The 26714-nt window shown below is 34.3% G+C and carries 20 protein-coding genes and 1 riboswitch; of the genes, 11 read left to right on the top strand and 9 right to left on the bottom strand.

Annotated features, from left to right (window positions below):
* Positions 1 to 371: 371 nt before the first annotated feature.
* The 8 genes from ROY99_03090 (at position 372) to ROY99_03055 (ending at position 10759) form a co-directional block, all read left to right on the top strand.
* Positions 372 to 782, top strand: coding sequence for a hypothetical protein (locus ROY99_03090; GenBank protein MDT3695350.1), 411 nt, complete (start codon positions 372 to 374; stop codon positions 780 to 782).
* A gap of 161 nt (positions 783 to 943) precedes the next feature.
* Positions 944 to 2053, top strand: a complete 1110-nt coding sequence (gene dnaN, locus ROY99_03085) for a DNA polymerase III subunit beta (protein ID MDT3695349.1) — start codon at positions 944 to 946, stop codon at positions 2051 to 2053.
* A gap of 1 nt (position 2054) precedes the next feature.
* Positions 2055 to 3161 (top strand): DNA replication/repair protein RecF, encoded by a 1107-nt coding sequence (locus ROY99_03080; protein ID MDT3695348.1) that lies wholly within the window; start codon positions 2055 to 2057, stop codon positions 3159 to 3161.
* The gene (locus ROY99_03075; protein MDT3695347.1) at positions 3139 to 3444 is read left to right on the top strand and encodes a DUF721 domain-containing protein; all 306 of its coding nucleotides are present in this window, start codon (positions 3139 to 3141) and stop codon (positions 3442 to 3444) included. The genes ROY99_03080 and ROY99_03075 overlap by 23 nt, the downstream gene beginning before the upstream one ends.
* A 33-nt stretch (positions 3445 to 3477) precedes the next feature.
* Positions 3478 to 5454: a DNA topoisomerase (ATP-hydrolyzing) subunit B gene (gene gyrB, locus ROY99_03070; protein ID MDT3695346.1), complete on the top strand. Its 1977-nt coding sequence runs from the start codon at positions 3478 to 3480 to the stop codon at positions 5452 to 5454.
* Positions 5455 to 5487: 33 nt separating this feature from the next.
* Entirely contained in the window at positions 5488 to 7971 is a 2484-nt protein-coding gene (gyrA, locus tag ROY99_03065; GenBank protein MDT3695345.1) for a DNA gyrase subunit A, read from the top strand.
* Positions 7972 to 8091: 120 nt separating this feature from the next.
* Complete coding sequence (locus ROY99_03060) at positions 8092 to 9561, top strand: M20/M25/M40 family metallo-hydrolase (protein ID MDT3695344.1); 1470 nt, start codon at positions 8092 to 8094, stop codon at positions 9559 to 9561.
* A gap of 154 nt (positions 9562 to 9715) precedes the next feature.
* Positions 9716 to 10759: an LLM class flavin-dependent oxidoreductase gene (locus tag ROY99_03055; protein MDT3695343.1), complete on the top strand. Its 1044-nt coding sequence runs from the start codon at positions 9716 to 9718 to the stop codon at positions 10757 to 10759.
* 158 nt (positions 10760 to 10917) lie between these two features.
* Here the strand turns inward: ROY99_03055 and ROY99_03050 are convergent, their stop codons facing one another.
* The 3 genes from ROY99_03050 to ROY99_03040 all read right to left on the bottom strand — a co-directional run bounded on the left by ROY99_03050 (position 10918) and on the right by ROY99_03040 (position 13962).
* A complete protein-coding gene (locus ROY99_03050) occupies positions 10918 to 11763 on the bottom strand; it encodes an OmpA family protein (GenBank protein MDT3695342.1) in 846 nt (281 codons plus the stop codon).
* A gap of 185 nt (positions 11764 to 11948) precedes the next feature.
* Entirely contained in the window at positions 11949 to 13202 is a 1254-nt protein-coding gene (locus ROY99_03045) for an OmpA family protein (GenBank protein MDT3695341.1), read from the bottom strand.
* Positions 13203 to 13497: 295 nt separating this feature from the next.
* The gene (locus ROY99_03040; GenBank protein ID MDT3695340.1) at positions 13498 to 13962 is read right to left on the bottom strand and encodes an 8-oxo-dGTP diphosphatase; all 465 of its coding nucleotides are present in this window, start codon (positions 13960 to 13962) and stop codon (positions 13498 to 13500) included.
* A gap of 173 nt (positions 13963 to 14135) precedes the next feature.
* Here ROY99_03040 and ROY99_03035 point away from each other — a divergent pair, with 173 nt between their 5' ends.
* Complete coding sequence (locus ROY99_03035; protein ID MDT3695339.1) at positions 14136 to 14447, top strand: hypothetical protein; 312 nt, start codon at positions 14136 to 14138, stop codon at positions 14445 to 14447.
* A gap of 53 nt (positions 14448 to 14500) precedes the next feature.
* Here the strand turns inward: ROY99_03035 and rfaD are convergent, their stop codons facing one another.
* Positions 14501 to 15475 carry an ADP-glyceromanno-heptose 6-epimerase gene (gene rfaD, locus ROY99_03030; protein ID MDT3695338.1) on the bottom strand — a complete coding sequence of 325 codons (975 nt, stop codon included), beginning with the start codon at positions 15473 to 15475 and terminating at the stop codon, positions 14501 to 14503.
* A gap of 155 nt (positions 15476 to 15630) precedes the next feature.
* A riboswitch (SAM riboswitch) is annotated at positions 15631 to 15745 on the top strand.
* A gap of 225 nt (positions 15746 to 15970) precedes the next feature.
* Here rfaD and metH point away from each other — a divergent pair.
* On the top strand, positions 15971 to 19717 hold the full coding sequence (gene metH, locus ROY99_03025; GenBank protein ID MDT3695337.1) for a methionine synthase: 3747 nt from the start codon (positions 15971 to 15973) through the stop codon (positions 19715 to 19717).
* A gap of 319 nt (positions 19718 to 20036) precedes the next feature.
* Positions 20037 to 20348: an RNA-binding protein gene (locus tag ROY99_03020; protein ID MDT3695336.1), complete on the top strand. Its 312-nt coding sequence runs from the start codon at positions 20037 to 20039 to the stop codon at positions 20346 to 20348.
* Between the two features lie 64 nt (positions 20349 to 20412).
* Here ROY99_03020 and ROY99_03015 read toward each other — a convergent pair whose 3' ends face one another.
* The 5 genes from ROY99_03015 to ROY99_02995 all read right to left on the bottom strand — a co-directional run bounded on the left by ROY99_03015 (position 20413) and on the right by ROY99_02995 (position 26708).
* Positions 20413 to 20811, bottom strand: a complete 399-nt coding sequence (locus tag ROY99_03015) for a NifB/NifX family molybdenum-iron cluster-binding protein (GenBank protein MDT3695335.1) — start codon at positions 20809 to 20811, stop codon at positions 20413 to 20415.
* Between the two features lie 41 nt (positions 20812 to 20852).
* Positions 20853 to 21206, bottom strand: a complete 354-nt coding sequence (locus ROY99_03010; GenBank protein ID MDT3695334.1) for a DUF134 domain-containing protein — start codon at positions 21204 to 21206, stop codon at positions 20853 to 20855.
* Between the two features lie 253 nt (positions 21207 to 21459).
* Positions 21460 to 24450, bottom strand: a complete 2991-nt coding sequence (locus tag ROY99_03005; protein ID MDT3695333.1) for a CotH kinase family protein — start codon at positions 24448 to 24450, stop codon at positions 21460 to 21462.
* Between the two features lie 145 nt (positions 24451 to 24595).
* Positions 24596 to 25594, bottom strand: a complete 999-nt coding sequence (locus ROY99_03000) for a DUF4922 domain-containing protein (protein MDT3695332.1) — start codon at positions 25592 to 25594, stop codon at positions 24596 to 24598.
* A gap of 4 nt (positions 25595 to 25598) precedes the next feature.
* Entirely contained in the window at positions 25599 to 26708 is a 1110-nt protein-coding gene (locus tag ROY99_02995; protein ID MDT3695331.1) for a glycosyltransferase family 4 protein, read from the bottom strand.
* Positions 26709 to 26714: the final 6 nt, after the last annotated feature.

Genomic DNA, 26714 nt, shown 5'->3' with positions numbered 1-26714 from the left:
TTTTTACCTTCAGAATTAAAGGCTCTTTTTAGAGCCTTTGTTTTTTTGGACAATTGACAGTTTTTAAACTGTTAGTAACCTGTTAATTGGTGGTATATAATTTGTTAATTTTATACTGATTTTTAGGAATTGGATAATTATTCCCGGTTATTAACAAGTTATTTTTTATCGTCTGTTGATAAGATTTTAATAATTTGAGCTGAAAACAAAGTAATATAATTGTTTTCACATATTAACAATGTTATTATAATTATTATTAAAATTAGAATAATCTAAATAATTATAATTAGTGTGTTAGTATATTTGCAATTGTTTAATTTGAAAGTAGAGAAATTTATAAATAAGCAAACTATAAAATGTTAGAGGCTTTTATGAAAAAACAAATAGTTACACTTTTATCAGTAATAGTTATATCTGTAATAAGTTTAACAGGTTGTGAACCTTTTTTGGTGAATAAAATTATCGCAAGGAATCTTGCTGCAGCTGAAGTTAAATTAAATATTCGCGGTCAAATATATTCTGTTCCCTCTGGAGAAACTCTTATTCTCAATGACTTCAAAAAAGGATCTTTTGAATATGAAACAATATATTCTGTTCCGGCTGGAGCAACAGAGTTTGCTGCAGAAGGTGAAGTGGCTGGTGAAATAGTGTTAAATGCCGGCACAGAAGTACTAATTGTTTATACTAGCACTCTTGTAGAAGAAAAATATACACTTTATGGTTCGATGACTTCTTCAGATGATGTAAACCGCACCGATCCATTTGCAACTGGAAATCCATAATCTTCATTGAAAAATAGTAACAGAGCTGATCAAAAGTATCAGCTCTTTCTTTTTATACCTGCACACAAATTAGTTTAATTACTGCTTACTTTATATTTTAATTTTATTGAGAATTCTTTCTCTTTTTAGTATTTTAATATGCTTTAATAGGAGATTTATTTATGGATTTTAAGATAAACAGTAAGATTCTAGAAAAACTATTATCAAAAGTTATCCCCGCTGTTCCATCACGTTCGCCAATGTCTATACTGGAAAATTTTCTGTTTGAAATTAAAGATGGATCATTAACAATTAGTGCCACTGATTTAGAAATTGCATTAAGATCTTCTATAAATATTACTGCAGAAAAAAATGTAAAGATGGTTATTTCAGCGAGATTGTTGTATGATATAGTAAGAAATCTAGATGATACTTTAATAAGTTTTACTATTGATCCAAATGGCAAAATGAAAATAAACACCGATAAAGGCGTTTATAATCTTAGTTATTCTCTCTCAGAGGAATTTCCCGAAATACCTTCGGTCTCTAAAGAAAAAGAAGTACAAATTAGTGGTTCTGATTTGAAAAGAGCTTTAGACCAAACGGCTTTTGCAATGAGTAAAGAAGATATGCGTCCGCCAATGACAGGAACACTTTTGGAATTTTCACCCGAGGGATTAAAATTTGTTACAACAGATGGACACAGACTTGTTAAATTCATAAATCAATTAATAGTAGCAGAAGCTCAAGAACAATATATTGTACCAGAAAGAGCAATATCTGTTTTACTAAAATTGTTGGGCGAGCAGGATGTTAAAATTTATTTAAGCAAAACTTACGCTTCATTTCATATTAATGAATTAGAATTTATTACGAGATTAATTGGAGAGAAATATCCAGCCTATAATAGTGTTATTCCGCTGGAGAACGAAAATATTCTTACTGTAAATCGCTCAGAACTCCTGTCAACAGTAAGAAGGATGATTTTGTTTTCAAGCTCAAATCCTAAACAAGTGAAATTCAGTATTAATGATAATTCACTTGATGTATCTGCAGAAGATATTGATCATGGTTCAGATGCTAAGGAAAGTATTGTGTGTGAATATAAAGGTGATTCTATGGAAATAGGATTTAATACTAATTATGTTAATGATATTCTCTCTCATCTCGAAGGTGAACAAGTTGTGTTTAAATTACATTCGCCTACAAAAGCAGGAATAATTGAGCCTGTTAAAAAGAAGGAAAATGAAGATGTGATGATGTTGTTAATGCCGGTACGAATAAATAACTAAGATGATTCTGAGCAGAATTTTTTTAAGAAATTTTAGAACACATAAAAACACACACCTGAATTTCTCTGAAAATTTAAATTATATAGTTGGCGGCAATGGAGAGGGTAAAACAACAATATTAGAGGCTGCCTATTATTTATGTACTACTAAAAGTTTTAATTCAAAGGATTCTGAAGCAGTTAATTTTAATGAACAGGAATTTGAAATATATGGCAAATTTAAAGATTTAACAGAGGACAATATAAGAATCTATTTTTCTTTATCAGAAAACCGCAAACACTATTTTCAAAACGATAAATTGATCTCAAGAAATTCACAAATAATAGGAAGATATCCGGTAGTTATTCTTTCACCAGAGGATCACCAAATAACTCAGGGTTCTCCCTCAGATAGAAGAAAATTTGTTGATTCAATTATTTCACAAGCAAGTTCTGTTTATTTAGAGACTTTATTGGATTATAACAAAGTTATTAAGCAACGATCAGCCGTTCTGACAAGATTAAAAGAAAAATATGATAAACAAACATTGCTTGAATTGGATGCCTGGACAGAGAAACTTATTGAAAATGGCATTGAATTAATTAATTATAGAAAAAATTTTATAGACGAGTTTAACAGTTATATAAAGGAATCATATTTAAAAATTGTTGAGCAAACCGAGATTCCGGAGATTAAATATGAATGTTATATCTGTGATCCCGGGAATGATACAGAAAATTTCAGAAGATTATTAGCAGAAAGAAAAGAAGAAGAGATAAGAAGAACAACCAATCTGGCAGGACCGCACAGGGATGATTATATTTTTAGCCTTAATGGAATTAATCTTAAAACATACGGCTCACAAGGTCAGCATAAAACCTTTCAAGCATCGCTTCGGTTTGCAGAATTTTTTTATTTGAAAAATATAACGGGCAAAAAACCAATATTTCTTCTTGATGATGTTTTTGGAGAATTAGATGCCAACAGAGCTGCTAAAATAAGCAGATATCTTAAACAGGTTGGACAGGCTTTTATTACAGTAACAGATTTTGCTGATTTTTCTTTTCTATCAAAAGAGGATAAGGATTTGATTATCAAAATAGAAAGTGGAAATATTACTTATGCCTGAGGGGTTTAAAAGCTTAAAGGATATTTTTAATACTGATCCGGGACTGAAAAATATTAAATCTATAGTTGATGAAAATAAAGTAGTAAGTGATTTTGGTGAGATTTTTCCGGAGTTTAAAAAAATAGCTAAAGCAATTAAGGTGCATAATACAATTCTTACACTTAAAGTTGAAAATGCAGCGTGGCGAAGTGAGCTTAAGTTTAAAGAAAACCAGATAGTAGAAAAGATTAATAATTTTTACAAAGAAAAAAGAATCAATAAAATTAAATTTTCAGCAAGATAATTATTTAAGGATTCAAAAGGATAAAAAGCATTTATGGCAAAAGCACAAAACAATACAAACGATTACAATGCAAAGAGTATAAATGTATTAAAAGGTTTAGAAGCTGTTCGCAAGCGTCCTGCAATGTATATTGGAGATGTAAGTTCAAGAGGGTTACACCACCTTATTAATGAAGTTGTTGATAATAGTATTGATGAGGCGTTAGCAGGATTTAACGACAGAGTAATAGTAACCTTAAAGAAAGATGGAATAGTTTCAGTTGAAGATAGAGGCAGGGGAATTCCTGTTGATATACACCCGGTTGAAAAACGCTCAGCACTCGAAGTTGTTATGACAGTATTACATGCTGGTGGAAAATTTGATAAGGGTTCATATAAGGTTTCCGGAGGCTTGCATGGTGTTGGAGTTTCGGTTGTTAATGCACTTTCAGAATGGATGACTGCAGAAGTTAGAAGAGATAATAAAATTTACTACCAAAAATATCAACGAGGTATTCCTGTTGAAAAAGTAAAACAAACAGGAACTTATAAAGGAGATTCAACAGGAACTATTATTACATTCAAACCGGATACAGAAATCTTTAAGACAACTAAATTTAATTTTGAAACTGTTGCGGAAAGAATGCGCGAACTTGCTTATCTGAATAAAGAAGTTACTATGATACTGAAAGATGAAGTAGAAGAACAGGAAGAGTCGTATAGATTTAAAGGCGGACTTATCGACTTTGTTAAATATCTGGATGAACATAGAACACCAATGCACAAGCCGATTTATTTTGAAGGAGAAAAAGAAAACACTCCCGTTGAAATAGCGTTTGAGTACAGCGACTCGTATTCTGAAAACATTCATACCTATGTTAATAACATAAATACTGTTGAGGGCGGAACCCATCTGGTTGGGTTTAGAACAGCCCTTACCAGAACATTTAATAATTATGCAAACAAAAACGGACTTATTAAAGAAAACAGTAAAATAACTTTAAGCGGAGATGATTTTAAAGAAGGACTTACAGCAGTAATTTCTGTAAAAGTTTTGGAGCCGCAGTTTGAAGGACAAACAAAAACAAAGCTTGGCAATAGCGAAATAAAGTCTATTGTTGAAACTATTGTTGGTGAAAAACTTTCAGAGTTCCTTGAGGAAAATCCATCAATAGGCAAAAAGATTATTGAAAAATGCCTGCGTGCGGCAGAAGCAAGAGAAGCCGCAAGAAAAGCACGCGATCTTGTAAGAAGAAAAAACGCACTAGACTCAATGCATCTGCCAGGTAAACTTGCCGATTGCTCAATTAACGATCCAGAACATTGTGAAATTTATATTGTTGAAGGAGACTCTGCCGGTGGTTCTGCTAAGCAAGGAAGAGATAGAAGATTTCAGGCAATCTTACCCATTAAAGGAAAAATTCTTAATGTGGAAAAAGCAAAGCTTAACAAAATTTTAGAAAATCAGGAAATTCAAGCTATGATAGCTGCAATTGGTGCAGGTATAGGAGAAGATTTTAATCCTGAAAAATCCCGTTACGGTAAGATTATTTTAATGACAGATGCTGATGTAGATGGAAGCCACATCAGAACCTTGTTATTAACTTTCTTTTACAGACACATGAAGGATCTTATAAATACCGGAAAAATTTATATCGCCCAGCCGCCGCTTTATAAAATTAAGAAAGGCAAAGAAGAACAATATGCTTTTGATGATGAGGAAAGAGACAAAATATTAAAGCAGTACAAAAAAGATTTAAAAGCAAAATCCGGGAATGGAGCTGATAGCGAGGTTGACGAAGAAGGACAGCCAAAAGGAATTGTGATTTCCAGATACAAAGGATTGGGAGAAATGAATCCCGAGCAGCTCTGGTCAACAACAATGAACCCGGAAACCAGAACAGTTTTGCAGGTTAGTGTTGATAGCGCAGCAGCAGCAGATAAAATTTTTGAAACTCTTATGGGAGATGCAGTAGAACCAAGAAGAGAGTTTATAGAAAAGCATGCAAAGTATGCTAAACTAGATATATGATTTAAAAGAATATAAAAGAATAATTTAAAATATATGACTACAATATTTGAAAAAATCTTACCAAGAACATTAGAAGATGAAATGAAATCATCTTATATAGATTATGCAATGAGTGTTATTATTGCTCGTGCATTACCCGATGTAAGAGATGGATTAAAACCAGTTCACCGAAGAGTTTTGTTTGGAATGCATGAACTTGGATTGCCCTATAACAGACCATATAAAAAATCTGCAAGAATTGTTGGTGAAGTGCTCGGTAAATATCACCCGCATGGAGACAGTGCAGTTTATGATACTATGGTAAGAATGGCGCAAGAGTGGTCTTTGCGATATACATTGGTAGATGGACAAGGAAACTTTGGCTCAGTTGACGGCGACTCTCCTGCAGCGATGCGTTATACAGAAGCAAGGCTTGCAAGAATTGCTGACGAGATGCTCCGTGATCTTGATAAGAACACTGTTGATTTTGTTTCCAACTTTGATGAGTCGTTACAAGAACCAACCGTTATGCCATCATATCTTCCAAACCTTCTAATAAATGGCGCTAGCGGTATTGCTGTTGGAATGGCTACAAATATTCCTTCTCATAATATTAGTGAAGTGATAGATGGCTGTGTGGCACTGATCGAAAACCCAAAGGCAACTTCAGCGGATTTAATGAAAATTATTAAGGCTCCGGATTTTCCAACAGGCGGAATAATATATGGATACGAAGGAGTTAAAGATGCTTATTTGACAGGCAGAGGTAGGGTTGTAATCCGTGCAAAAGCTAATGTTGAAACTCTTAAAAATGATAGAGAAAATATAGTTATTACTGAGATTCCTTATCAGGTAAACAAAGCAGCGCTGATTGAAAAAATTGCTGATCTTGTCAGAGAGGGAAAAATAAATGATATTTCCAATATTAGAGACGAATCAGACAGAGACGGATTAAGAATTGTTGTTGAACTTAAGCGGGATGCCCAGCCAGCAGTTATTTTAAATCAATTATTCAAGCATACACAAATGCAGGTTACTTTTGGTGTTATTATGCTGGCACTTGTTAATGGGGCTCCTAAAGTATTAACACTTCAGGAAATTATTAAGCACTTTCTTGATCATAGAATGGATGTGCTTATCCGAAGAACAAAATTTGAATTAGAGGCGGCAGAAAAACGGGCTCACATCTTAGAAGGCTACATAATTGCACTTGATAATATTGATGAAGTAATAGAGACGATAAAGAAATCTAAAGATGTTGAAACCGCTAAAAGCAACTTAATAAGAAAATTTAAGCTGAGCGAGATACAGGCAAAAGCAATTTTGGATATGAGGCTGCAGCGGTTAACCGGATTAGAACGTAAAAAGATTGAAGACGAATATAAAGAAACGATAAAGCTGATTGAGAAGTTAAGAGGAATTCTGGAAAACGAAAGAACCAGGAAAAAGATTATTAAGGACGAGCTTCTTATTTTAAAAGAAAAATACGGCGATGAGCGAAGAACAGAAATTATTAAAGATTATAAAGAGTTTTCTTTAGAAGACATCATTGCCGAAGAAGATGTTGTTGTAACAATATCTCATGGCGGATTTATTAAACGATTTCCAGTCAGCGGATACAGAAGACAGGGACGCGGCGGTAAAGGCGTTACCGGCGCTGGAACAAAAGAAGATGATTTTATTGAACATATGTTTGTTGCTTCTACGCATCAATATATTTTATTCTTTACAGACAAAGGCCGTTGTTACTGGTTAAAAGTTCATGAAGTTCCTGAGGGCGGCAGAACAGCAAAGGGCAGATCGATTGTAAATCTTCTTGATAAAGATAAAGATGATAATATTACAGCGTTTGTTGCTGTTAAGGAATTCCGTGAAGACCAATTTCTGATTATGGCAACAGAAAAAGGAACGATTAAGAAAACAGTTCTTTCTGCGTATGGCAATGTTCGTAAAGGAGGAATTAATGCTATTAACCTTGTACCCGGAGATAAACTGATTGAGGTTAAAATGACTGACGGAAAGAACGATATTGTTATTGGAACCAGAAACGGCTTTGCAATTCGCTTTAATGAAAAAGATGTACGAGATATGGGAAGAACAGCCACCGGAGTCCGAGGCGTAAGATTAGGCAAAGGCGATCAGGTTGTCGGGCTGTTGGTAATCAGAAATGACCAGACAACAGTGCTTGTTGTTACTGAAAAAGGTTACGGCAAACGATCTGATATAAATGATTATAGAATTACTAAACGCGGCGGCAAAGGCGTAATAACTGTTAAGACAACAGACAAAGTAGGCAAGATGATAGCAATGATGGAAGTTGTTGACCGCGATGAACTTGTAATTATATCTACGCAAGGAATGGTAATCAGGCAAAGCGTAAAAGATTTGCGCGTTATGGGAAGAAATACTCAGGGCGTAAGAGTTATCAGATTAAATGAACACGATTCAATTGCTGATATTGCACGCGTTGTTCCTGATGAGGATGAAGAAATAAATGGCAACGGAAACGGAAAAAATGACCAGCCTTTGCTAAGCTAATAAATGTGAATTGTATTTTTATCAAAAAAAACGCCTCACACAGGGGCGTTTTTTTATTATATAAATTGTATGCTTTTTGTATAATTAAGAATAATACTTTAAAATCTTTTGTTTTTATATATGAAAAAATTATTTACAACGGCGTTTCTTTTTATAGCAGCCACCATTATTTATTCACAAGGATCAACAGGACTTTCAGAAATCAACAAAGAAGATCTGATAAAAAATGTTAGAATTCTTTCATCACCCGATTTTGATGGTAGATTACCCGGAAGTGAGGGATATAATAAAGCAGCTCAGTTTGCCGCAGATAAATTTTTTGAACTTGGATTAACCCCTGCCGGCAATGAAATGTATTTCCAATATTTTGATATTGAATATAATAAGATCGAATCTCCGGCAGTATTCAAATCAATTGTGGATGGTGATACAACTAATTATAAAATTGGAAAAGATTTTGTGCTTAGAGGATTTACAGGATCAAATAGTTTTAATCTGCCGGTAGTGTTTTGTGGATACGGAATTTCCAGACCGGATCTTTTATATGATGATTATGCCGGCATTAATGTTAAAAATAAGATAGTGATGGTGTTTAAACAAAATCCAACATGGAAAAATGATGATAAAGACTGGGGGACAAATTATCCTCGTGAAAAATCTCTTGTTGCAAGAAAAAAAGGAGCGAAAGGTATTCTGTTCGTATCACTTCCTAATGATAACAAACCACAGCCTCTGATATCTAGTGTTTTGCACGGCGATGGTGTGCAGCCGGAAGATTTTCCTCAGCTTCAAATATCTTTTGAGGCGGCAAACAAACTTCTGAACTTAACTGGATTTACAATTAGTGACTGTCAAACAAAAATCGATGAAAAGAAAAAACCAATCTCTATGAATCTGGCAACAAGGGCAATTGTTGAAGTAAAAGCAAAATACCAAAAATTTGCCCGCACTATGAATGTTATCGCATTGCTGGAAGGCAAAGACCCTGAATTGAAAAATGAATTTGTAGTTGTTGGTGCTCATTTAGATCATGTTGGTTCACAGGCAGGTTTGTTATTCCCTGGTGCCAACGACAACGCATCAGGCTCAGCGGCAGTTTTAGAAATTGCTGAAGCGTTTATTAAAGGCGGAGTTGAACCGAAGCGCTCAATTATGTTTGTATTGTTTGCCGGTGAAGAGCAAGGCTTGATCGGATCGAAATATTTTGTTGATAATTGGAAATATGGTTATAACAGGATAACAGCGATGATAAATTTGGATTGTGTTGGCTATGGCGACAGCATTCAGGTAGGTAACGGTAAAAGTTCACCGAATCTTTGGCAGATTGCAAAACAGAATGATGAAACAAGTTTTAATTCAATGGTAAACAAAACCTGGAGCGGCGGCGGGGCTGATGCAACCCCATTTCACGAAAAAGATATTCCCAGCCTGTATTTTGTAACAACAAATAGTTATGATCATCTTCATCTTCCCACAGACGAATTCAGCACGCTAAATCCAGTATTGTTTGAAAAAATTGTAAGACTTGCACATCTTACTATTCTTGAAACAGTAAATGGAAATTATGTACGAGAGACTGTTATAAAATAGTTTGACTTTATTTGTGTATTTGCGGCAGCGTTTAAAAATGTTTGCTGCGAATTCACGAATTACTCTTATGCTGTTTCGAACAAATGTTTTTCAAATTTATTTATATCTTCAATTCATACTTTATTTCTTTTAATTATCAGTAGAGGTTAAAATTATGGAATTAGGAATAGGAATGTTTGGTGATCTTAATTTTAATCAACACACAAAGCAATATCAAAGCACAGCGCAAAGATATAAAGAGATCATCGAAGAAGTTAAGTTGGCTGATGAATTGGGAATTGATGTCTTTGCAATGGGTGAACATCATCGTGAAGATTACTCTGTTTCTGCGCCAGAAATTATGTTGGCAGCAGTTTCTTCTGTAACTAAAAATATCAAGCTATCCAGCGGTGTAAATGTAATAAGCTCAACAGACCCTGTAAAACTTTACCAGGATTTTTCTATGTTAGATTTGATGTCTGAAGGCAGAGCAGAAATAATGGCAGGCCGCGGCAGCTTTGTTGAGTCTTTCCCTTTGTTTGGATATGATCTGAATGATTATAGCGCTTTGTTTGAAGAAAAGCTGGAGCTGCTGCTTGAGTTAAGAAAAAATAAAACAATAACCTGGAAAGGAAAATTCCGAGCTCCCATTATTGATCAAACTGTTTACCCCCTTCCGCAAAATAAAATACCTGTTTGGATTGCTGTTGGCGGAACAACATCTTCGGTTGTTAGAGCCGCAACGTTAGGATTGCCAATAATTTTTGCTATCATCGGCGGAATGCCTGTTCAATTTAAACCCCTAATTGAATTTTACAAAGAGCAATATATTCAAAGCGGGCACGATCCGAAGAAGATGCAGATTGCTGTTCACTCTCACACTTTTATTTCCGATTCAAAGGAAGAGATACTTAAAGATTACTATGCACAATATGCTTATTCAATGAACAAAATTGGAAAGGAAAGAGGCTGGTCGGAAGCTTATACTCCGGAAAAATTTAAGGCGGGGATGAGCTCCAATGGCGCCTTGTATATGGGAAGCACTGATGATGTTACCGAGAAGATTATCAATACAATTAATATGTTCGGATTAACAAGATATATAGCACATATAGACGTTGGCGGTCCAACCCATAAACAAATTATGAAAACTATTGAGCTATATGGAACTAAAGTTCTACCTGTAGTAAAAAGTAATTTTAATGGTGTACACCCATAGTTGAATAATCTAAGCAAAAGATGCAGCAGCAATTTATAATTTATAAGAGCGGCTGACTTTTTTTAAAATTCAACTGAAGAACGTGAGTTTATTCTTGCGGAAAAGATAAATCAAACCATTCGACTCACCCACAGGCAATTTGACTGTTATTACCCGTGCTATTGTTTTTTAATTTCTACCCGCCTGTTTTTAGTTCTGCCTTCTTCTGTTGTATTGTCAGCAATCGGTTTATCTTGTCCATAACCGACAGCTTCTATTCTCTCAGCCGAAATGCCTTTATTTACCAAAGCATCTTTTACGCTTAAAGCACGTTGTTCGGAAAGGGTTTTGTTTGAAGATGAATTACCCACATTGTCAGTATGACCTTCAACAACTATTTTGAGTGTGGCATTTTCATTTAACATACTGAAAAGTTCATCAATAATATTTTGTGACTCTTGCTTAATGGTTGATTTTCCAGTTTCAAAATTTATATAAAGAGCAATGAATCCATTTTTGTTAATTGCTTCAAACATTTCAGAGGCTTCAATTTCTTGTTTCATTGATTCCATTTCTAAAACATAAAGTGTAAACCTTTCAACTTCATTTGGGGTTCCGCCAAAATTAAATAGCCTTACCCAGTATTCTTTTTCTTTAGTTGAAAGATAATATGTGGCTTCAAGATCGGCATCGAGCGCATTTGTGTTTTTATAAAGCATTTTTCCGCCATTTTTAACAATGGCATTTTCAAAATTTTTAATTATTTGTAACGGGCTTTTGGGTTTTTCACCAGCATCAGAATTAAAAACATAATCAAGGCTGAATAAATTTCCTTCTTTAATTTCGGTTTTATTGTTATCGAGCCGCAGTTCAAGCTCATTAAAATTTTCTTCACAGCTTGCCAAATAAAAATTATTTAATCGAGTAAGCAAAGCGTGATCTTTACATCCATCAGCATCATTCTGCGAAAAAGAAGTAAATGTTGTTGATGGAATTAAGAATAATGCGAATAATAATTTTTTCATACGGCTCCTTTTATCTTTTTAAATGTTTTGGTATTTGATTTATAGTGTATTTGTTCTCTTGTTAAATTAAATTCATAAGTTATTGCCTGCTCTTCTCCAGAGTCCAAAGTTTTCTATTGAACTAATAATAAAAATAATATTATTGATGGTTTCATAGATTAACTTGCAGTTTAAATAAATAATGCTTACAGTTTTAAAAACTCAACTCTTCTGTTGAGAGCTTTGTTAACAACAGAATCATTCTTTGCAACAGGCTCACCCTCACCCTTGCCGTCAGTTTCAATTCGTGCGCCATCCATTCCAAATTCTTTAACCAAAACATTTTTAACTGCATCTGCTCTGCGTTTGGATAAATCTAAATTTGATTTATCATCACCATCAGAATCTGTATGCCCAACTATTTTAATTTTTACATCTGGATTATCAGTAAGAACTTTTGCTATTTCTTTTATCGTTCCGAAAGATTCTGATTTTACAACATCTTTATTTACATCAAAATAAATTCCGTAACTAACAAGTTTACCTTCGGTGATAAGCTTGCTTCTCATATCTGGAGCAGCGTCTGTAATTCTTAAGTTAGATAAATAAGAGCCGCAGGAAGCTCCTCTACTTAAACGGAAACACAGTCTGCTAAGTTTAACATCTGCATAAAGATTTGTTGGCATATCCAGCACTTTAGTTTCCTGATGATAAATTCTTAATCTTCTTCCTTGAACCCAGATAATTACATGATTAACTTTTTCTGCAATAACTGGCTTAACATCTGATCTGCCAGTAATTTTTTCACTTTCACCCGATTTATATCCCCACGTATTCCAATATTCTTTTTCGATAGAAATCATTATGCCACCGTTTCCAGGATGTGGGTTGTTATCCATTTCTTTTCTTTTGGTTTCACCATATAAGAGAAGTCCGGCAGCAATTCGTCCACCATTTGTTTTTGGTATTATGTCAAATTCAATTATAAAGTTTTTTGGAAAGTCAATATCATTTAAATAAAAATAGTTTCCATCGGTGCTGTTTAAGTTAAACCAGTTTCCTGGAGCAATGTTTACGGTATTTATTTCGCCCGCTGAATTTGTTGTCCATAAAGCAGGAAAATCTCCAACAGCATCCTGGCTAAAATCATCAAATAAAATTACTTTATCACCCGGAACAAAATCATACTGAGTTGAGCTGGTGAATTTTACATCTTCTTGCGGAGATTGGGTAGCGTCTGTATTGTCAGATTTATTTGTAACCTCTGGATTTTTTGTGTTTTCATCTGTTTTTACATCTTTAGACTGTTCGTCTTCTTTCTTTGCCTCGGACTGTTTTTGAGCTTCCTTTTTAATAATCTTCTCAGTTTCCTTTTTTATCTTGTCAAAAATTTGTGCTTCGGTGTTTTGAATTGTGCAGAATAAAAAAGAGAAAACCATAACAAAAATTAAATTTTTCATTTTATTATTCCTTTGTTGAATATTAATAAATTGATTTCTAATTTTTTCTGTTGTGAGGATGAGGATAGAAATGTTTCTGATTGAATATATTGCACCAAAGAAAATGGGATAACTGATAGATAGAAAGGCATTGTTTCTCGCCCTGTAATATATTACTGTATAGATTGTTCTAATAAAAGTGTAATCAAATCACAGATGAAACTTATAATCTTTAAGGAGAGATAACAAACACTTTTGACGATTATTTAAAACCCGCAACAGATAATAATCATCAAGCAATATTAAAATCAATCTGCTAGTAAAAACAAACAGAATGGCTTATATATTTCCCATTTTCATAAATAAACCTTGCACTAAAAAATTTATCTTCAAACAGCCAGGGGATAAAAATTTCATCTCCGTCCCAAAGATTAATCTCTGTAAGTTTTTCATTAAGTATCCACTCAAGCTTTCCTTCTGGTGAATCTATCAGCTCTCCGTCAAATTCATCCGAAGTAAAAACAAAAACATACCAATCATCTTTGTTATCAAATAATGGAAAAGTAATGAACCCCTTCATCTTGATAGATTTTACTTTTAGCCCGCTTTCTTCTTCAATTTCTCTTATTGCGCATTCTTCCGGAGATTCACCTTTCTCAAACTTACCCCCAAGTCCGTTCCATTTACCCTCGTGGTAATCATTCTTTTTTTTATTCCGGTAGATCATTAAAGTTGAATTAGTCTTTTTATCTGTAACATAGCAAAGGGTTGCAAGCTTCATAATTTTTATGATTTTTTTAGTTGTTGAAAAATATAATAAAACAATATATGTTCTTTATAATAAATGTCAAGAAAATAAATTTTTAACGGATGATATTTTCTGTTTGGAGATTTATATATCAAGTATAAATTAACAAGTGAAATAAATAAGATTAATCGGAGAAATATAACGCAATGGAACTGAATGAAATAAACTTGCAGACAACAGACGACAACAAAAATCAGTTTGCAATATATGATGAAAATATCTTTAGCTTTGACTCTTTTGAAGCCGCAAAGAAAAAACAAAAAGATCCGGAAGATGATTTTGACGACGAAGACAAGGATGATGATTTTGAAGATGACGATGACTATTATAACAGCGATGATGAAGAGGATGATTTGTTAGACGAAGAACCTGATGATGAAGACGATATTTATGAACAGGATTTTGATTTTGATGAAGATGAAGACGAAGATTTTGAAGATGATGAATCGGGATTCTGAAAACTAATATTTTGAGCGGGATGAAAATAAAAATGCATCTCCCTTGTTCTGTGTTAGTAGCCTAAGTAGATATCCTTAAGTAAATAATTTTTTACATAATCATTAATGCCGTCTTCTAAAGATGTTATTGTTTGATTATAACCGGCATCCTTTATTTTGATCAGATTAGCTTCAGTAAAGTATTGATATTTTTCTTTCAGATGCACTGGCAGATCAATATATTCAATATTGACCGGTTTATTAACCGCATTAAACAATGCAGTTACAAGATCATTCCAGGTTCTGGCTTTTCCTGCACCGATATTAAATACTCCGTTTATATTTGGATTGTCTAAAAAATATAATGTCATATCAACGGCATCTTTTATATAAATAAAGTCACGCATCTGTTCGCCATGGTTATATTTTGGATTCAGGGATTTGAATAAACAGACCTTTCCGGTATCTCTGATTTGTTCAAAAGCCTTATGAACAACTGAGCGCATATCGCCTTTGTGATATTCGTTGGGACCGTAAACGTTAAAGTATTTTAGTCCGGCAATCCTATCCGATATGTGATTTGTTTTTGCCCAAAGATCAAAGAGATGTTTTGAATAACCATACATATTTAACGGACGAAGCTGTTGAAGTTTGTTTTCATCATCATCAAAACCTAAAGAGCCATCACCGTAAGTTGCTGCAGAAGATGCATAGATAAATCTGATATTTTTTTCAACACAATATTTTGAAAGTTCTTTTGTATAATTAAAGTTATTATCCAGCAGATGATCGGCGTCTTTTTCAGTAGTTGAAGAATTAGCACCCATATGAATTATTGCCTCAATATTATAAGGAATAACATCATCAAGAATTTGCTCTATAAACTCAAGTTTGTTTACAAAGTCCCGATACTTAAGCCCTACAAGATTTTTCCACTTTTCATTTTTACCAAGCTCATCAACAACTATTATATTTTCTTTACCAAGCTGGTTTAATCTCCAAACAATAGCACTGCCGATAAATCCCGCTCCGCCAGTAACAACTATCATAAAAATCCTTTTGAAATTTTGATAAGGCAATTTAACCATATTGGAGGTGTTTTAAAAAAAGAAAAACAGAATTAAAAATTTGATTTATGTCTTATTGACAATGCGAAGATAATTTATATATTTGCCTCAGATTTAATTGTTCTTATAAATAAAATATCTTATTAAGAACGGCTAAGGGAACAGGCCCGCAGAAGCCGTAGCAACCGATTCCGGTTTTTGGGATGTCAGGTGCTAAATCCTGCCCCCGGTTTATAGGGGGAAAGATGAGATGAAGACTTATTTAACCTCTTCATTTCATTGTAAGAGGTTTTTTATTTTTAAATACTTTTTATGATATATGAAAAACTAACTCAAAATTACCAGTGTATCGGCTCAGCCTGAATTTATTACAACATCTCGTTTTGATGAAAAATTATGTCAAACGATTTTGAAATAAATGCCTGAAAACAAATATGTGAAGAATATAAAAACATTGTATTTATTTTTGGAAAATTTATGAAACTAACATTCGAATCATTAAAAAAAATATTAGAAGAAAAAATACTTGTTCTTGATGGTGCAATGGGAACAATGATTCAAAACTACAACCTGACAGAGAAAGATTTTCGAGGAGAAAGATTTAAAGATTTTCAGCACGATCTAAAAGGCAACAATGATCTGTTGTCAATTACAAAGCCCGGAATTATAAAGGAAATCCATCGCGCTTATTTTGAAGCTGGTGCTGATATTGTTGAAACAAATACATTTAATGCAAATTCGATCTCTCAGGCAGATTATCAAATGCAGGATCTTGCGTATGAATTAAATTATGAATCAGCAAAAATTGCAAAAGAAGTTGCCGATGAGTTTAATATAAAAGATAAACTAAAACCAAGATTTGTTGCTGGTGCATTAGGACCAACAAATAAAACACTTTCCCTGTCTCCAAATGTAAACGATCCGGGATATCGCGCTGTAACTTTTGATGAAATAACAGAGGCATATTATAATGCAGCAAAAGGATTGATTGATGGTGGTGTAGATATAATTCTGATTGAAACAATTTTTGATACTTTAAACGCAAAAGCAGCAATCTTTGCTGTGGAAAAGTTATTAGATGAAAAATCGTTAGACATCCCGATAATGATTTCAGGAACAATTGTAGATAATAGCGGCAGAACATTATCAGGACAAACTGTTGAAGCCTTTTTTATTTCAGTTTCGCACTCAAAACACCTTATAAGCGTTGGTTTAAACTGTGCGCTGGGTGCAAAACAAATGCGACCCTTTGTAGAAGATCTTGCAAATGTTTCTGATAAATTTTTATCAGTTTATCCGAATGCCGGACTGCCAAACGAAATGGGTGGCTATGATGAAACTCCGCAAATAATGGCAGACGTTCTGGAAGATTTTTTAAAAAGCAGTTTTGTGAACATTGTAGGAGGCTGCTGTGGAACAACCCCTGACCATATCAGAAAAATTTCTGAGATGGCTAAAAACTATAAACCGAGGAAATTGAAACCCCGGGAATCATATTTAAAATTAAGCGGCTTAGAACCCGTTGTTCTTCGTCTGGATTCTAATTTTATGAATATTGGTGAAAGAACTAACATAACCGGCTCAAAAAAGTTTGAGCGATTAATTAAAGAAAACAAATTTGATGAAGCGCTTTCTGTCGCTCGTAGCCAGGTTGAAGGCGGTGCTCAGGTTCTTGATATTAATATGGATGAGGGGATGCTTGACTCAGAACAGGCAATGACGAAATATTTAAATCTTATTGGTTCAGAACCCGATATAGCAAAACTTCCAATTATGATTGATTCATCAAAATGGAGCGTGATAGAAGCAGGACTAAAATGTTTGCAGGGAAAAGGAATTGTAAACTCGATTTCTCTTAAAGAAGGCGAAGAGGTATTTAAAGAACAGGCAATCAAAGTATTAAATTACGGAGCAGCTGTTATTGTTATGGCATTTGACGAAAAGGGTCAGGCAGATACTTTTGAAAGAAGAATTGAAGTTTGTAAACGTGCTTATGATATCTTAACTAAGGAAGTTGGATTCCCTCCTCAGGATGTTATATTTGATCCAAACATTCTTGCAATTGCAACAGGTATTGAGGAACATAATAATTATGCCGTCGATTTTATTGAGGCAACAAGATGGATAAAACAGAATTTGCCAGATGCAAAAGTAAGCGGCGGAGTAAGCAATCTTTCCTTTTCTTTTAGAGGCAATGATGTGGTTCGGGAAGCTATGCACTCTTCTTTTCTTTTTCACGCAATTAAAGCGGGTATGGATATGGGAATTGTTAATGCCGGACAGCTTGAAGTTTATGAAGAAATTCAAAAAGAGCTTTTAGAGAAAGTTGAAGATGTTATTTTTAACCGCAGGCAGGATGCAACAGAAAGATTAGTAGAATTTGCTGAAACAATTAAGAAGAAGGACAAAACAGAAGAAAAGAAAGATGAATGGCGTTCTTTAGAAGTTGATGAAAGGTTAAAGTATGCATTAGTTAAAGGCATTGTTGATTTTATTGATACCGATGTTGAAGAAGCAAGACTTAAATATTCACAGCCGCTTGAAGTTATTGAAGGACCATTGATGGGGGGAATGAACGTGGTAGGAGATTTATTTGGGGCTGGCAAGATGTTTCTTCCGCAGGTGGTGAAAAGCGCCAGGGTTATGAAGAAAGCTGTCAGCATTCTTGAGCCGTATATGGCAAATGCGCAATCTTTGGTCTCTATTCAAGAAAAGGAAAAAGTCATCTCTGATTCTTCACCAAAGGAGAAGGGGGAAAAGGAATTAAGAGGCGCATCCATTCTCCTTGCAACGGTTAAAGGCGATGTTCACGACATTGGAAAAAATATCGTTGGTGTTGTTCTGAGTTGTAATAACTATAACATAATTGATCTTGGAGTTATGGTTCATTCAGAAAAAATTATTCAGACAGCGATTGATAAAAAAGTTGATATAATCGGTTTAAGCGGATTGATAACTCCATCGCTAGACGAGATGATACATGTTGCTAAAGAAATGGAAAGAAGAGGATTAAATATTCCGTTATTAATTGGCGGGGCAACTTCATCAAGAATTCATACCGCAGTAAAGATTGATCCCAATTACAGCGGACCGGTTGTTCACGTTCTTGATGCATCAAGGAGCGTTCCGGTTGTTTCAGGTCTTCTAAATGAAAACGAAGAAGAGCGCGGGAGATTTGTTGAGGATACTAAAAAAGAATATTTAAATCTTAGAGAAGAATATTTAAAAAGGAAATCGGGAAAGAACCTTATTAGCCTTGATCTTGCACGTGAGAACAAGTTAAAAATTAATTGGGAAAACACTTCTGTTAAAAAACCAGCTAAAACAGGAATAACAGTTTTAAATAATTTTGATTTGAGTGTTTTGAGAAAATATATTGACTGGACTCCCTTTTTTATGGTATGGGAATTAAAAGGAAAATATCCATCAATCTTTGATGATACAAAAACCGGGGCAGAAGCAAAAAAACTTTTTGACGACGCGAACAGACTCTTGGACAAAGTAATTAGAGAAAAATTACTGACCGCAAATGGAGTTATTGGTTTATTTCCTGCAAACTCCGTTGGAGTTGATGATATAGAAATATATACTGACGAAGAAAGAAACGGAGTTAAAAGAACACTGCATTCTATAAGACAACAGAATCAGAAATCAACCGGCGAGCCTAACATTGCACTTGCAGATTTTATTGCGCCAAAGGAATCAAAAGTAAAAGATTACATCGGAATGTTTGCTGTTACAGCAGGAATTGGAATTGAAAAACTAATAGATAAATTTGAAAAGGATTTTGACGACTATAATAAGATAATGATTAAAGCAATTGCAGACAGATTAGCCGAAGCATTTGCAGAACACCTGCACGAACTGGTAAGAAAAGAATATTGGGGATATTCAGAAAATGAGAATTATTCTAATGAAGAGCTGATAAAAGAAAATTATGTTGGCATTCGTCCCGCACCAGGATATCCAGCACAACCGGATCATACTGAAAAACCGATTTTATTTTCATTGCTTGATGCAGAAAACAACTCGGGAATCAAACTGACAGAAAGTATGGCTATGTACCCTGCCGCTAGTGTATGCGGATTATATTTTTCACACCCGCAGTCAAAATATTTTAATGTCGGCAAGATAGAAAAAGATCAGGTGCTCGATTATCATAAGCGAAAAGGCATGAGTATGGTTGAAATAGAAAGATGGTTAAGTCCAATACTTAATTATTAATTAAAAGCACCTTGATTTTATCCGGATGTCTGGCTGAACATTTCAAAGTCTGACGAATTTAGTAAGAATCGCTGTTCACAGATTCAGATTAACAACATTAAACAGACCGGCTTTGTTCCGGGGATAGATTTGTTAATAGTCACTTTCCATAATTATTTCAGTTGTTAAGGGCGGTATTTTAATTTATCTTACAGGTGCCTGCTAAAAAAATTTGAATTCATACCACAATATTCATTCTTTTTTTTATCCACAGGATCGGAGAAGCACAATAATGCTCTCCAGTTATTAATTATATTTATTATTTTATTCAGGAGTTACTATGAATATTTTCGTTGGTAATTTAACTAACGATGTTACAGAAGAAGATTTAACAAATCTTTTTTCAGAGTTCGGACAGGTTAAAGAAGTAAAAATCATTCGTGATATGTTTACACAGCAAACTAAAGGATTTGGATTTGTTGAAATGCCAGGGCTTGCCGAGGCACAGAAAGCAATCGATGGAATTAACACAAGAGAGTTTAAGGGTAAAAAACTTGTTGTTAATGAAGCACGCCCAAAAACAGACAGCAGAAAACGTTTTTCTGGCGGCGGAAGATCCGGCGGCGGACAGGGAAACCGAAGAAGATATTAAAATCCCGGTGTGATTAAAAAGGATGACAACATGTTTGATGATGTCATCCTTCACTTTTTGTTAATTAATGATGATGTCCCTGGCAAATATTATCTTCATTGATAACCAACGCACCATCAATATATTTCCGGACAGCATCCTCTGCTAAAACTTCGTCAGTTAGAATAGGTTTAATATTATTTGCCTTAAGGTCTTCTATTAATCTCCAACCCCCATGATTAAATATTAAAACCTCACAATCATTTAACCCCTCTATCAGGGAATGATGGCTATGCTCATGTTTCTGAGCGTGATGTTGTTCGTGGTGATTGTGTTCGTGCTGCCTATGATGAGTAAAAGTATTTGTCCTGATTTCTTTGTTAACGATTTTATTGTTTTCTGTTTCAAAGACAAGAAATCCTTTGCATCTGCCAACATGCCCGGCAATTCTGGTTTCATCGTTTGTTGCTACTGCTATTTTCATATTTGCTCCAAATTTATAATTAAGTGTTTGTTAAAAAATTGTTAACTGTCTTTATATCCATTTTTTCTTCTGCATTTTTTTCGAGGTGCTTTTAATTTTTCCCTTAGTGGCTCAGGAAGGGTTTCCTGAATTTTAATGGCTTTACCATTTATGATTGCATCAGCAATTTTGTGATGTGCTCTCATAATTATTCTGCCGAAAGTGGCTCGTGATATATTCATTTTTAAAGCAGCATCTTCCTGAAAGAGCTCATTAAAATCTGCAAGCCGGAGAGCCTCCAACTCATCTTTTGCAAGCTCTATCTCTTCAAGTTCGTACATTGGAATTCCGGTTGGTTTGAAATAGTAACAGGCAGGCTTACATCTTATATGTCTTTTCTTTTCTGGTCTTGCCATTTTATACTTTGTTTAATTATGAGCATATGCTCATAACAAACATAATAGCATTTAAGATAAATTACAAGAGAAAAATGGTCAATTGAGCAAATATTTTTTTGATAAGCAAAACAATTTTCATTAATGAAGCAGCGCTATCCTTATCTGTGCATTACAAAGAGAAAGAATAATGCTTAAGGCAAATTAATCACCTGCTCCCCTTCTGTTTTAAAAGAGAGGAATTGGTTTATGAGTTCAAATAGGTTTAATGTTATTATTTTAAAAGCAGCATCTTCTTCGAACTTATAAAATCAGCAGTCTGCAGTTTGTAAAAGTAAACACCGCCCGCAAGGTTTGACGCATCAAAACTAAGCGCATATTTTCCAGCTACCTGAATAGTGTTCACCAGTTCTTTTATTTTTCTTCCAAGTATGTCATAAACGATTAGTGAAACATCACTCATGGCAGGAAGATCATATTCTATTGTCGTTACAGGATTAAATGGATTTGGATAATTCTGATATAAAATAAATTCCTGCGGAATTAAATTATTCTCTTCTTCAATTTTTGTGTAAACATCATTTAAAATTCCGGGAGTTCCAAACATTCCGGAAGCACGCCAGTTTTCGGGCAGCGAATTATCAAACTGAGGATTTATCAGCGACAATGTCGGTCCGTTTCCATTTGGCAGCGAGGGCCAATTGCCAGTAGATGAATAAGCAACTTCATCAACAATATTTCCCGAGGAATTTTTTAAAATTACCTCATCACCATCACTGCTTAAACCAAAATTAAAATTGCCAATTAGCTTAAAGAAGTTTGGATAAAGCGCTTTGAACTTTGCAGTATCTCTGCAGACAACAAGATAATCTTTTGCAGCCATTATTGTATTAGCAGGAAAAGTAAACTGATTTGAAGCATTATCATCGTGAAACTTCCAGCCTGAGATATCAACCGGATTATCATCAGGATTATAAAACTCGACCCAGTCTTCAGTATCAAACACCGAAGATGATTTATAGTTTATCTCATTAATCACGATAGAAGTTACTGCCAAGTTTTCTGGTTCAAAGACTGCTGTTAAATTTGTATTATAGTTTAACACAACAGATATTTCAGGAGACATTGAATTTGAAATTCCCTGCCAGCTCACAAACCTATATCCCGGCATGGGCATTGCTTTAATTCTGATTGGAATGCTTTTAAAAAATGTATTAATAGAACCGTTATTTTTAATTTCTACGGTGTTAGTAAAAACTTTTCCCCAGTCAGGATTATTTCTACTTATTATTAATGTATTTGATCCGCTGATTCCAAACTTAGCATAAAAATGGTTTCTGACATTAGCTGGTCTATCGATTGCAAAATTTCTCATTATATCAATAAGATACTGCCACGTTGAACCAAACGAAATTGATTGAGGCCAGCGCTCTTTATGTCTTGGAATTTCTGATGCAATATCCTGCGCCATGCTATCGATAACAGCAAGAACATGATTTGTTTCAAAAGTTGTATTAACGTGAGCCGCAAATCTTTGTATGAACTCATTTTTAAAATCAGGATTATCCAGTAGTTTTCTCAGCATCAATGTTGACCAGGGCGGATTAGGCCAGCTTGGTCCGTTTGTAGCAGTTGCTTGTTCTAAAGTATTGGTTGTAGCTAATCCTTCAGAGTTTCCGCCGAAAGTAAAATCAAGATCATAGATCATCCATCGCCATTTGGAACCATCAATGCGCTCACGCCATAACTTCATATTAGATCCGGGCCAATCGCCGTTAGCCGAATAAATTTCCGCAATCTGGTAATCAATATATTCATCAATATCCACAATAGATTTTATATATTCATAATTTGTTGGATTAGCCATATTCTTTGTTGAAAGAAATGTAATCATATTATTATATGCAACTAAATCTCCATTGGCACCGGCAACACCCTTTCCAATTTCAATCAGATCAATATTATCCTTGTTTACACCGTGATGATAATAAACATAATGTTCATTAAGCTTTTCTCTGATATTATGAATACCCCAATACTCTCCGTTAATGAATAAAACAGAGGGGCGGTAATTCTGATAATCTAATTTCATTCCCTGTTCGATTAAAGTCTGCGCCATTCCATCTCTAAACATTGTGCGCCACCAATCTTGTCCTGAGCTTCTTAATATAAAATTATTGTATTCAGAAATCGGAGAATCATCGAACAGGCGGTATCTTAATTTATCGGTGCCATAAACTCCTCTAAAATAGAAACCCAACGATTTTTGAGCATAGAGTCTTGAACATCCTCCAAATATTTTAACCCCCGCATTAACACTAAATGCTAAAGATTTATCAGATTCAAAAAACTCCAGACTTACAGGTCGTTCCCAATCCTGATTCCAGTTTCTCGGTTCTGTGCTGCAATTACCGATTATTCCATTTGTTCCCGCAACATAAATTCCAGATGTATCACTAAAAAAATTATCCGGATCGGTTACAAGAGAAAAAACAGGAAGATCAGTAGATTCATTAATAAAATAAGTTCTTGTTTCAGTTAAACTTGGTGTATATCCGTTTTTAAATGCACGGATTCTTAATACTGATGTTGAATCAATCTGTAGAGGCACCGAATAAACATTACTTGCAGCAGAAGGCGCTTTTCCATTTAATGTATAACGTATTGTAGCATCTGAAAGAATATGCGAAACAGTAACCGTTATTGATGAAGAATAAAATCCGCTTTGTACGGATACTGTTGGTGATGGTAGAAGATTATATATTCCGGATTCAAGATTTTCACTGCCCGGTGTTGATGGTGAAAATTTATACCAGTTGTTTGTTCCATCAGGGAATCTGCCGAAAGAAACATCTGTTTGCTGTGCGCCGAATGTAATGGTATCAATTAGTTGAAGATTTGGGCTGTATAATCCTATGCTTTCGCCGCCGGCACTTAGTTTAAAGTTTGTGTGATTACCGGTGTTTGCATCATCTGCCCAGATAATTACATAACCGTTTGCCGGAATCAAAAGATCTGTCTGTATTTTGAACTTCTGCGGTTGTGATAAATTATCAGTTAAATAATAATTTTTTAAGTTTACAGGGGCGGTTCCAGAGTTGTATATCTCAATCCAATCAGCAAAATTGTTGTAATCGGGATCTTTAATCGTTGTTGAGTTCGAAGCCATAAACTCATTAATGTATAATTCCTGTGCAGATAAGTTATAGCTGATCAGCAGGATAAATAGCAACGATAATAAAACAGATTTATTAGATAATCTCATAAGACATATTTTCTAGAATCAACGATGTAAAATAATCAATAAGCGAATAAGAAGAACTACTTAAATGCCGGTTCAACTGATCGTAAAAGCTGTGCGGGTGATTTTAATGGCAGATATTAATTTCAATCTTAACCGAAGAATCACATTATATTTTATTACACTCAATAATAATTCTTTCTAATTCACTTCCATCTACAAAAACTTCCTTAAATATATCGGCAAGCAGTTCTTTTGTTATTCTGTTAAAATCTTCCTCTCTCGGAAAAACACAGACACCTCCAAGATCAATTGCAGCGGGGCTTACCAGCATTTTACTTTCATCTTCAGCAAAGAATGCTGCCGGACGGTGTTTTGATCTCAAAAATATTATTACTCTCCAGCCATATTCTTCTTCATAAAAGCTTATAAGATTCATAAGTGGTTCGCTGTCTTCATTCCTAAGCGCGGAGTATATTTTATAAAATCTGCTGAATGTTTTTATCAGTAAATCCCTGTCTAAACTTTCAATCGAGATGAATTTTCTTATTCCATCATCCACAGCAAACATTGAAATTTGATCAGACTCAAATATTTCTTTTCCGTACTCGTTTTTAATCAAATGAAATTCATCATCAATAGGCATAAAGAACTTGTTGCCAGCCTGAAAATGTAAATGATCTGGAGCAGATGCCCCGCATCTGGGTCCATTATAAATAACCGAATAATATTTATAAATGTCCCTGCTTATATCGATCATATCTGAAAATGTATCAACAATTTTTTGCGGCTGATGTTTTTTGTGAGTAATTGTAAAGTGTTCGGTAAATATCGGAAATGGATTACAAAGGATTATATAATTATTATATAAAATACCACGCTGTTGTTCGGGTAAATTTTCAACACACAAAAAACATTTTCTTTCGCTTATAGATTTGGGATCAACTTTTGCAGATGTAGATGTCATTCTTCCCGCATTAAACTGAGCCTTTATCTTAAACCCATTAAATTGAAATGATTTTGTTTTGACAGTTGCAAGCGAGTCAACTCCGTTCTTAAGCATTGTCCAATCGTTTTTTTGAATTTCAAACAAAGCTTTTAACGCATCAGAATAGTTGTTACGACTAATGTAGTCTCTAATGGTTGAATTATCAGTAAATATTTTCATTAACTTATTTAATTAGTTGTTTATATGTGTTAACTATTTGTTCAGTGACTAAGTTTAAATCAAATTTATCTGAAATCTTTTTACGTGCATTTTCTCCGAGTCTTTTTCTCAACTCCGAATTGTTGATCAGAACTTCAATTTTTGCAGCCAGATCATATCCATCTTTTGAATTAAAAAACAACCCATCAACCGTATCATCCACAATATCAAGCACGCCGCTGCTATTTGAAGCAACGGAAGCCTTACACAAAGCCATTGCTTCAATCAACCCCACACCAAAAGATTCTGCATGTGAAGGGAAAACATAGATATCAAACGCAGCAAGCACATCAGGAATATCTGTTCGGTATCCGGTAAAGGTGATATTTTTAATTCCGTATTCTTCTGCAAGATGTTTGATATTTTTTTCGTATTCATCTTCTCCGCGGCTTGCTTCGCCAACAACAACATACTTAGCTTCAGGATATTTTTTATTCAATCTGTTTATAGCTAACAAAAAATCTTCATGTCCCTTCCCGGGACTGAATCTTCCTGTCATTCCGATCAGTAAATTATTTTCCTCAGCCCCGATCTCATCTCTAAGCTTATTTCTGTTGGTATTTTTCGGATTAAATTTTTCTAAATCTACTCCGTTGTACACAATTTTTATTTTACTTTCTTTTAATGAGGTGGTTTTTAATAAATTTAATTTAATGACAGAACTGATAGCTATTGCGCAATCAACACGCTTATAAATCCAGTTATGAAGAAAATTTTTTTTGATAATAAATGATTCCAGATGTTTTGTAAATACAAGCGGAATACCGGATTTAAGAAAATTTAATGCCGGAACTATCACCCAAAGGTCTTTAGAAGAATGGCTATGGATAATATCAAAAGACCCTGATTTGATTATTGAGATTATTCTTAAACTGGAAAAAATATTTGGAGTTCTGTTAGATTTAATTGGATAGATAATAATTCCAAGTGCATTTGCCTCTATTTGGATTCGTGATTCTGCAAGACAAAGAAGCCCGACTTTGATATTATGTTTTAAAAGCTGTTTTATTCCGGTAATCGCAACCATTTCCATACCGCCCCAGCTTTTAGATAAACATGAATATAAAACCTTCATTAAAAA

The sequence above is a fragment of the Ignavibacterium sp. genome (assembly GCA_032027145.1).
Classification (GTDB): domain Bacteria; phylum Bacteroidota; class Ignavibacteria; order Ignavibacteriales; family Ignavibacteriaceae; genus IGN3.
The sequence above is the reverse complement of the archived record's forward strand: the minus strand, read 5'-3'. Positions and strand labels throughout refer to the sequence as shown.

What these genes read in the sequence shown, in the direction of transcription:
- ROY99_03040 (MDT3695340.1), bottom strand. Translation starts at nt 13,962, where the DNA reads ATGAAGCTTGCAACCCTTTGCTATGTTACAGATAAAAAGACTAATTCA.
- gyrB (MDT3695346.1), top strand. Translation starts at nt 3,478, where the DNA reads ATGGCAAAAGCACAAAACAATACAAACGATTACAATGCAAAGAGTATA.
- rfaD (MDT3695338.1), bottom strand. Translation starts at nt 15,475, where the DNA reads ATGATAGTTGTTACTGGCGGAGCGGGATTTATCGGCAGTGCTATTGTT.
- ROY99_03000 (MDT3695332.1), bottom strand. Translation starts at nt 25,594, where the DNA reads ATGAAAATATTTACTGATAATTCAACCATTAGAGACTACATTAGTCGT.
- ROY99_03005 (MDT3695333.1), bottom strand. Translation starts at nt 24,450, where the DNA reads ATGAGATTATCTAATAAATCTGTTTTATTATCGTTGCTATTTATCCTG.
- ROY99_03055 (MDT3695343.1), top strand. Translation starts at nt 9,716, where the DNA reads ATGGAATTAGGAATAGGAATGTTTGGTGATCTTAATTTTAATCAACAC.
- ROY99_03015 (MDT3695335.1), bottom strand. Translation starts at nt 20,811, where the DNA reads ATGAAAATAGCAGTAGCAACAAACGATGAAACCAGAATTGCCGGGCAT.
- ROY99_03010 (MDT3695334.1), bottom strand. Translation starts at nt 21,206, where the DNA reads ATGGCAAGACCAGAAAAGAAAAGACATATAAGATGTAAGCCTGCCTGT.
- ROY99_02995 (MDT3695331.1), bottom strand. Translation starts at nt 26,708, where the DNA reads ATGAAGGTTTTATATTCATGTTTATCTAAAAGCTGGGGCGGTATGGAA.
- ROY99_03080 (MDT3695348.1), top strand. Translation starts at nt 2,055, where the DNA reads ATGATTCTGAGCAGAATTTTTTTAAGAAATTTTAGAACACATAAAAAC.
- ROY99_03060 (MDT3695344.1), top strand. Translation starts at nt 8,092, where the DNA reads ATGAAAAAATTATTTACAACGGCGTTTCTTTTTATAGCAGCCACCATT.
- metH (MDT3695337.1), top strand. Translation starts at nt 15,971, where the DNA reads ATGAAACTAACATTCGAATCATTAAAAAAAATATTAGAAGAAAAAATA.
- ROY99_03045 (MDT3695341.1), bottom strand. Translation starts at nt 13,202, where the DNA reads ATGAAAAATTTAATTTTTGTTATGGTTTTCTCTTTTTTATTCTGCACA.
- ROY99_03090 (MDT3695350.1), top strand. Translation starts at nt 372, where the DNA reads ATGAAAAAACAAATAGTTACACTTTTATCAGTAATAGTTATATCTGTA.
- dnaN (MDT3695349.1), top strand. Translation starts at nt 944, where the DNA reads ATGGATTTTAAGATAAACAGTAAGATTCTAGAAAAACTATTATCAAAA.
- gyrA (MDT3695345.1), top strand. Translation starts at nt 5,488, where the DNA reads ATGACTACAATATTTGAAAAAATCTTACCAAGAACATTAGAAGATGAA.
- ROY99_03020 (MDT3695336.1), top strand. Translation starts at nt 20,037, where the DNA reads ATGAATATTTTCGTTGGTAATTTAACTAACGATGTTACAGAAGAAGAT.
- ROY99_03035 (MDT3695339.1), top strand. Translation starts at nt 14,136, where the DNA reads ATGGAACTGAATGAAATAAACTTGCAGACAACAGACGACAACAAAAAT.
- ROY99_03050 (MDT3695342.1), bottom strand. Translation starts at nt 11,763, where the DNA reads ATGAAAAAATTATTATTCGCATTATTCTTAATTCCATCAACAACATTT.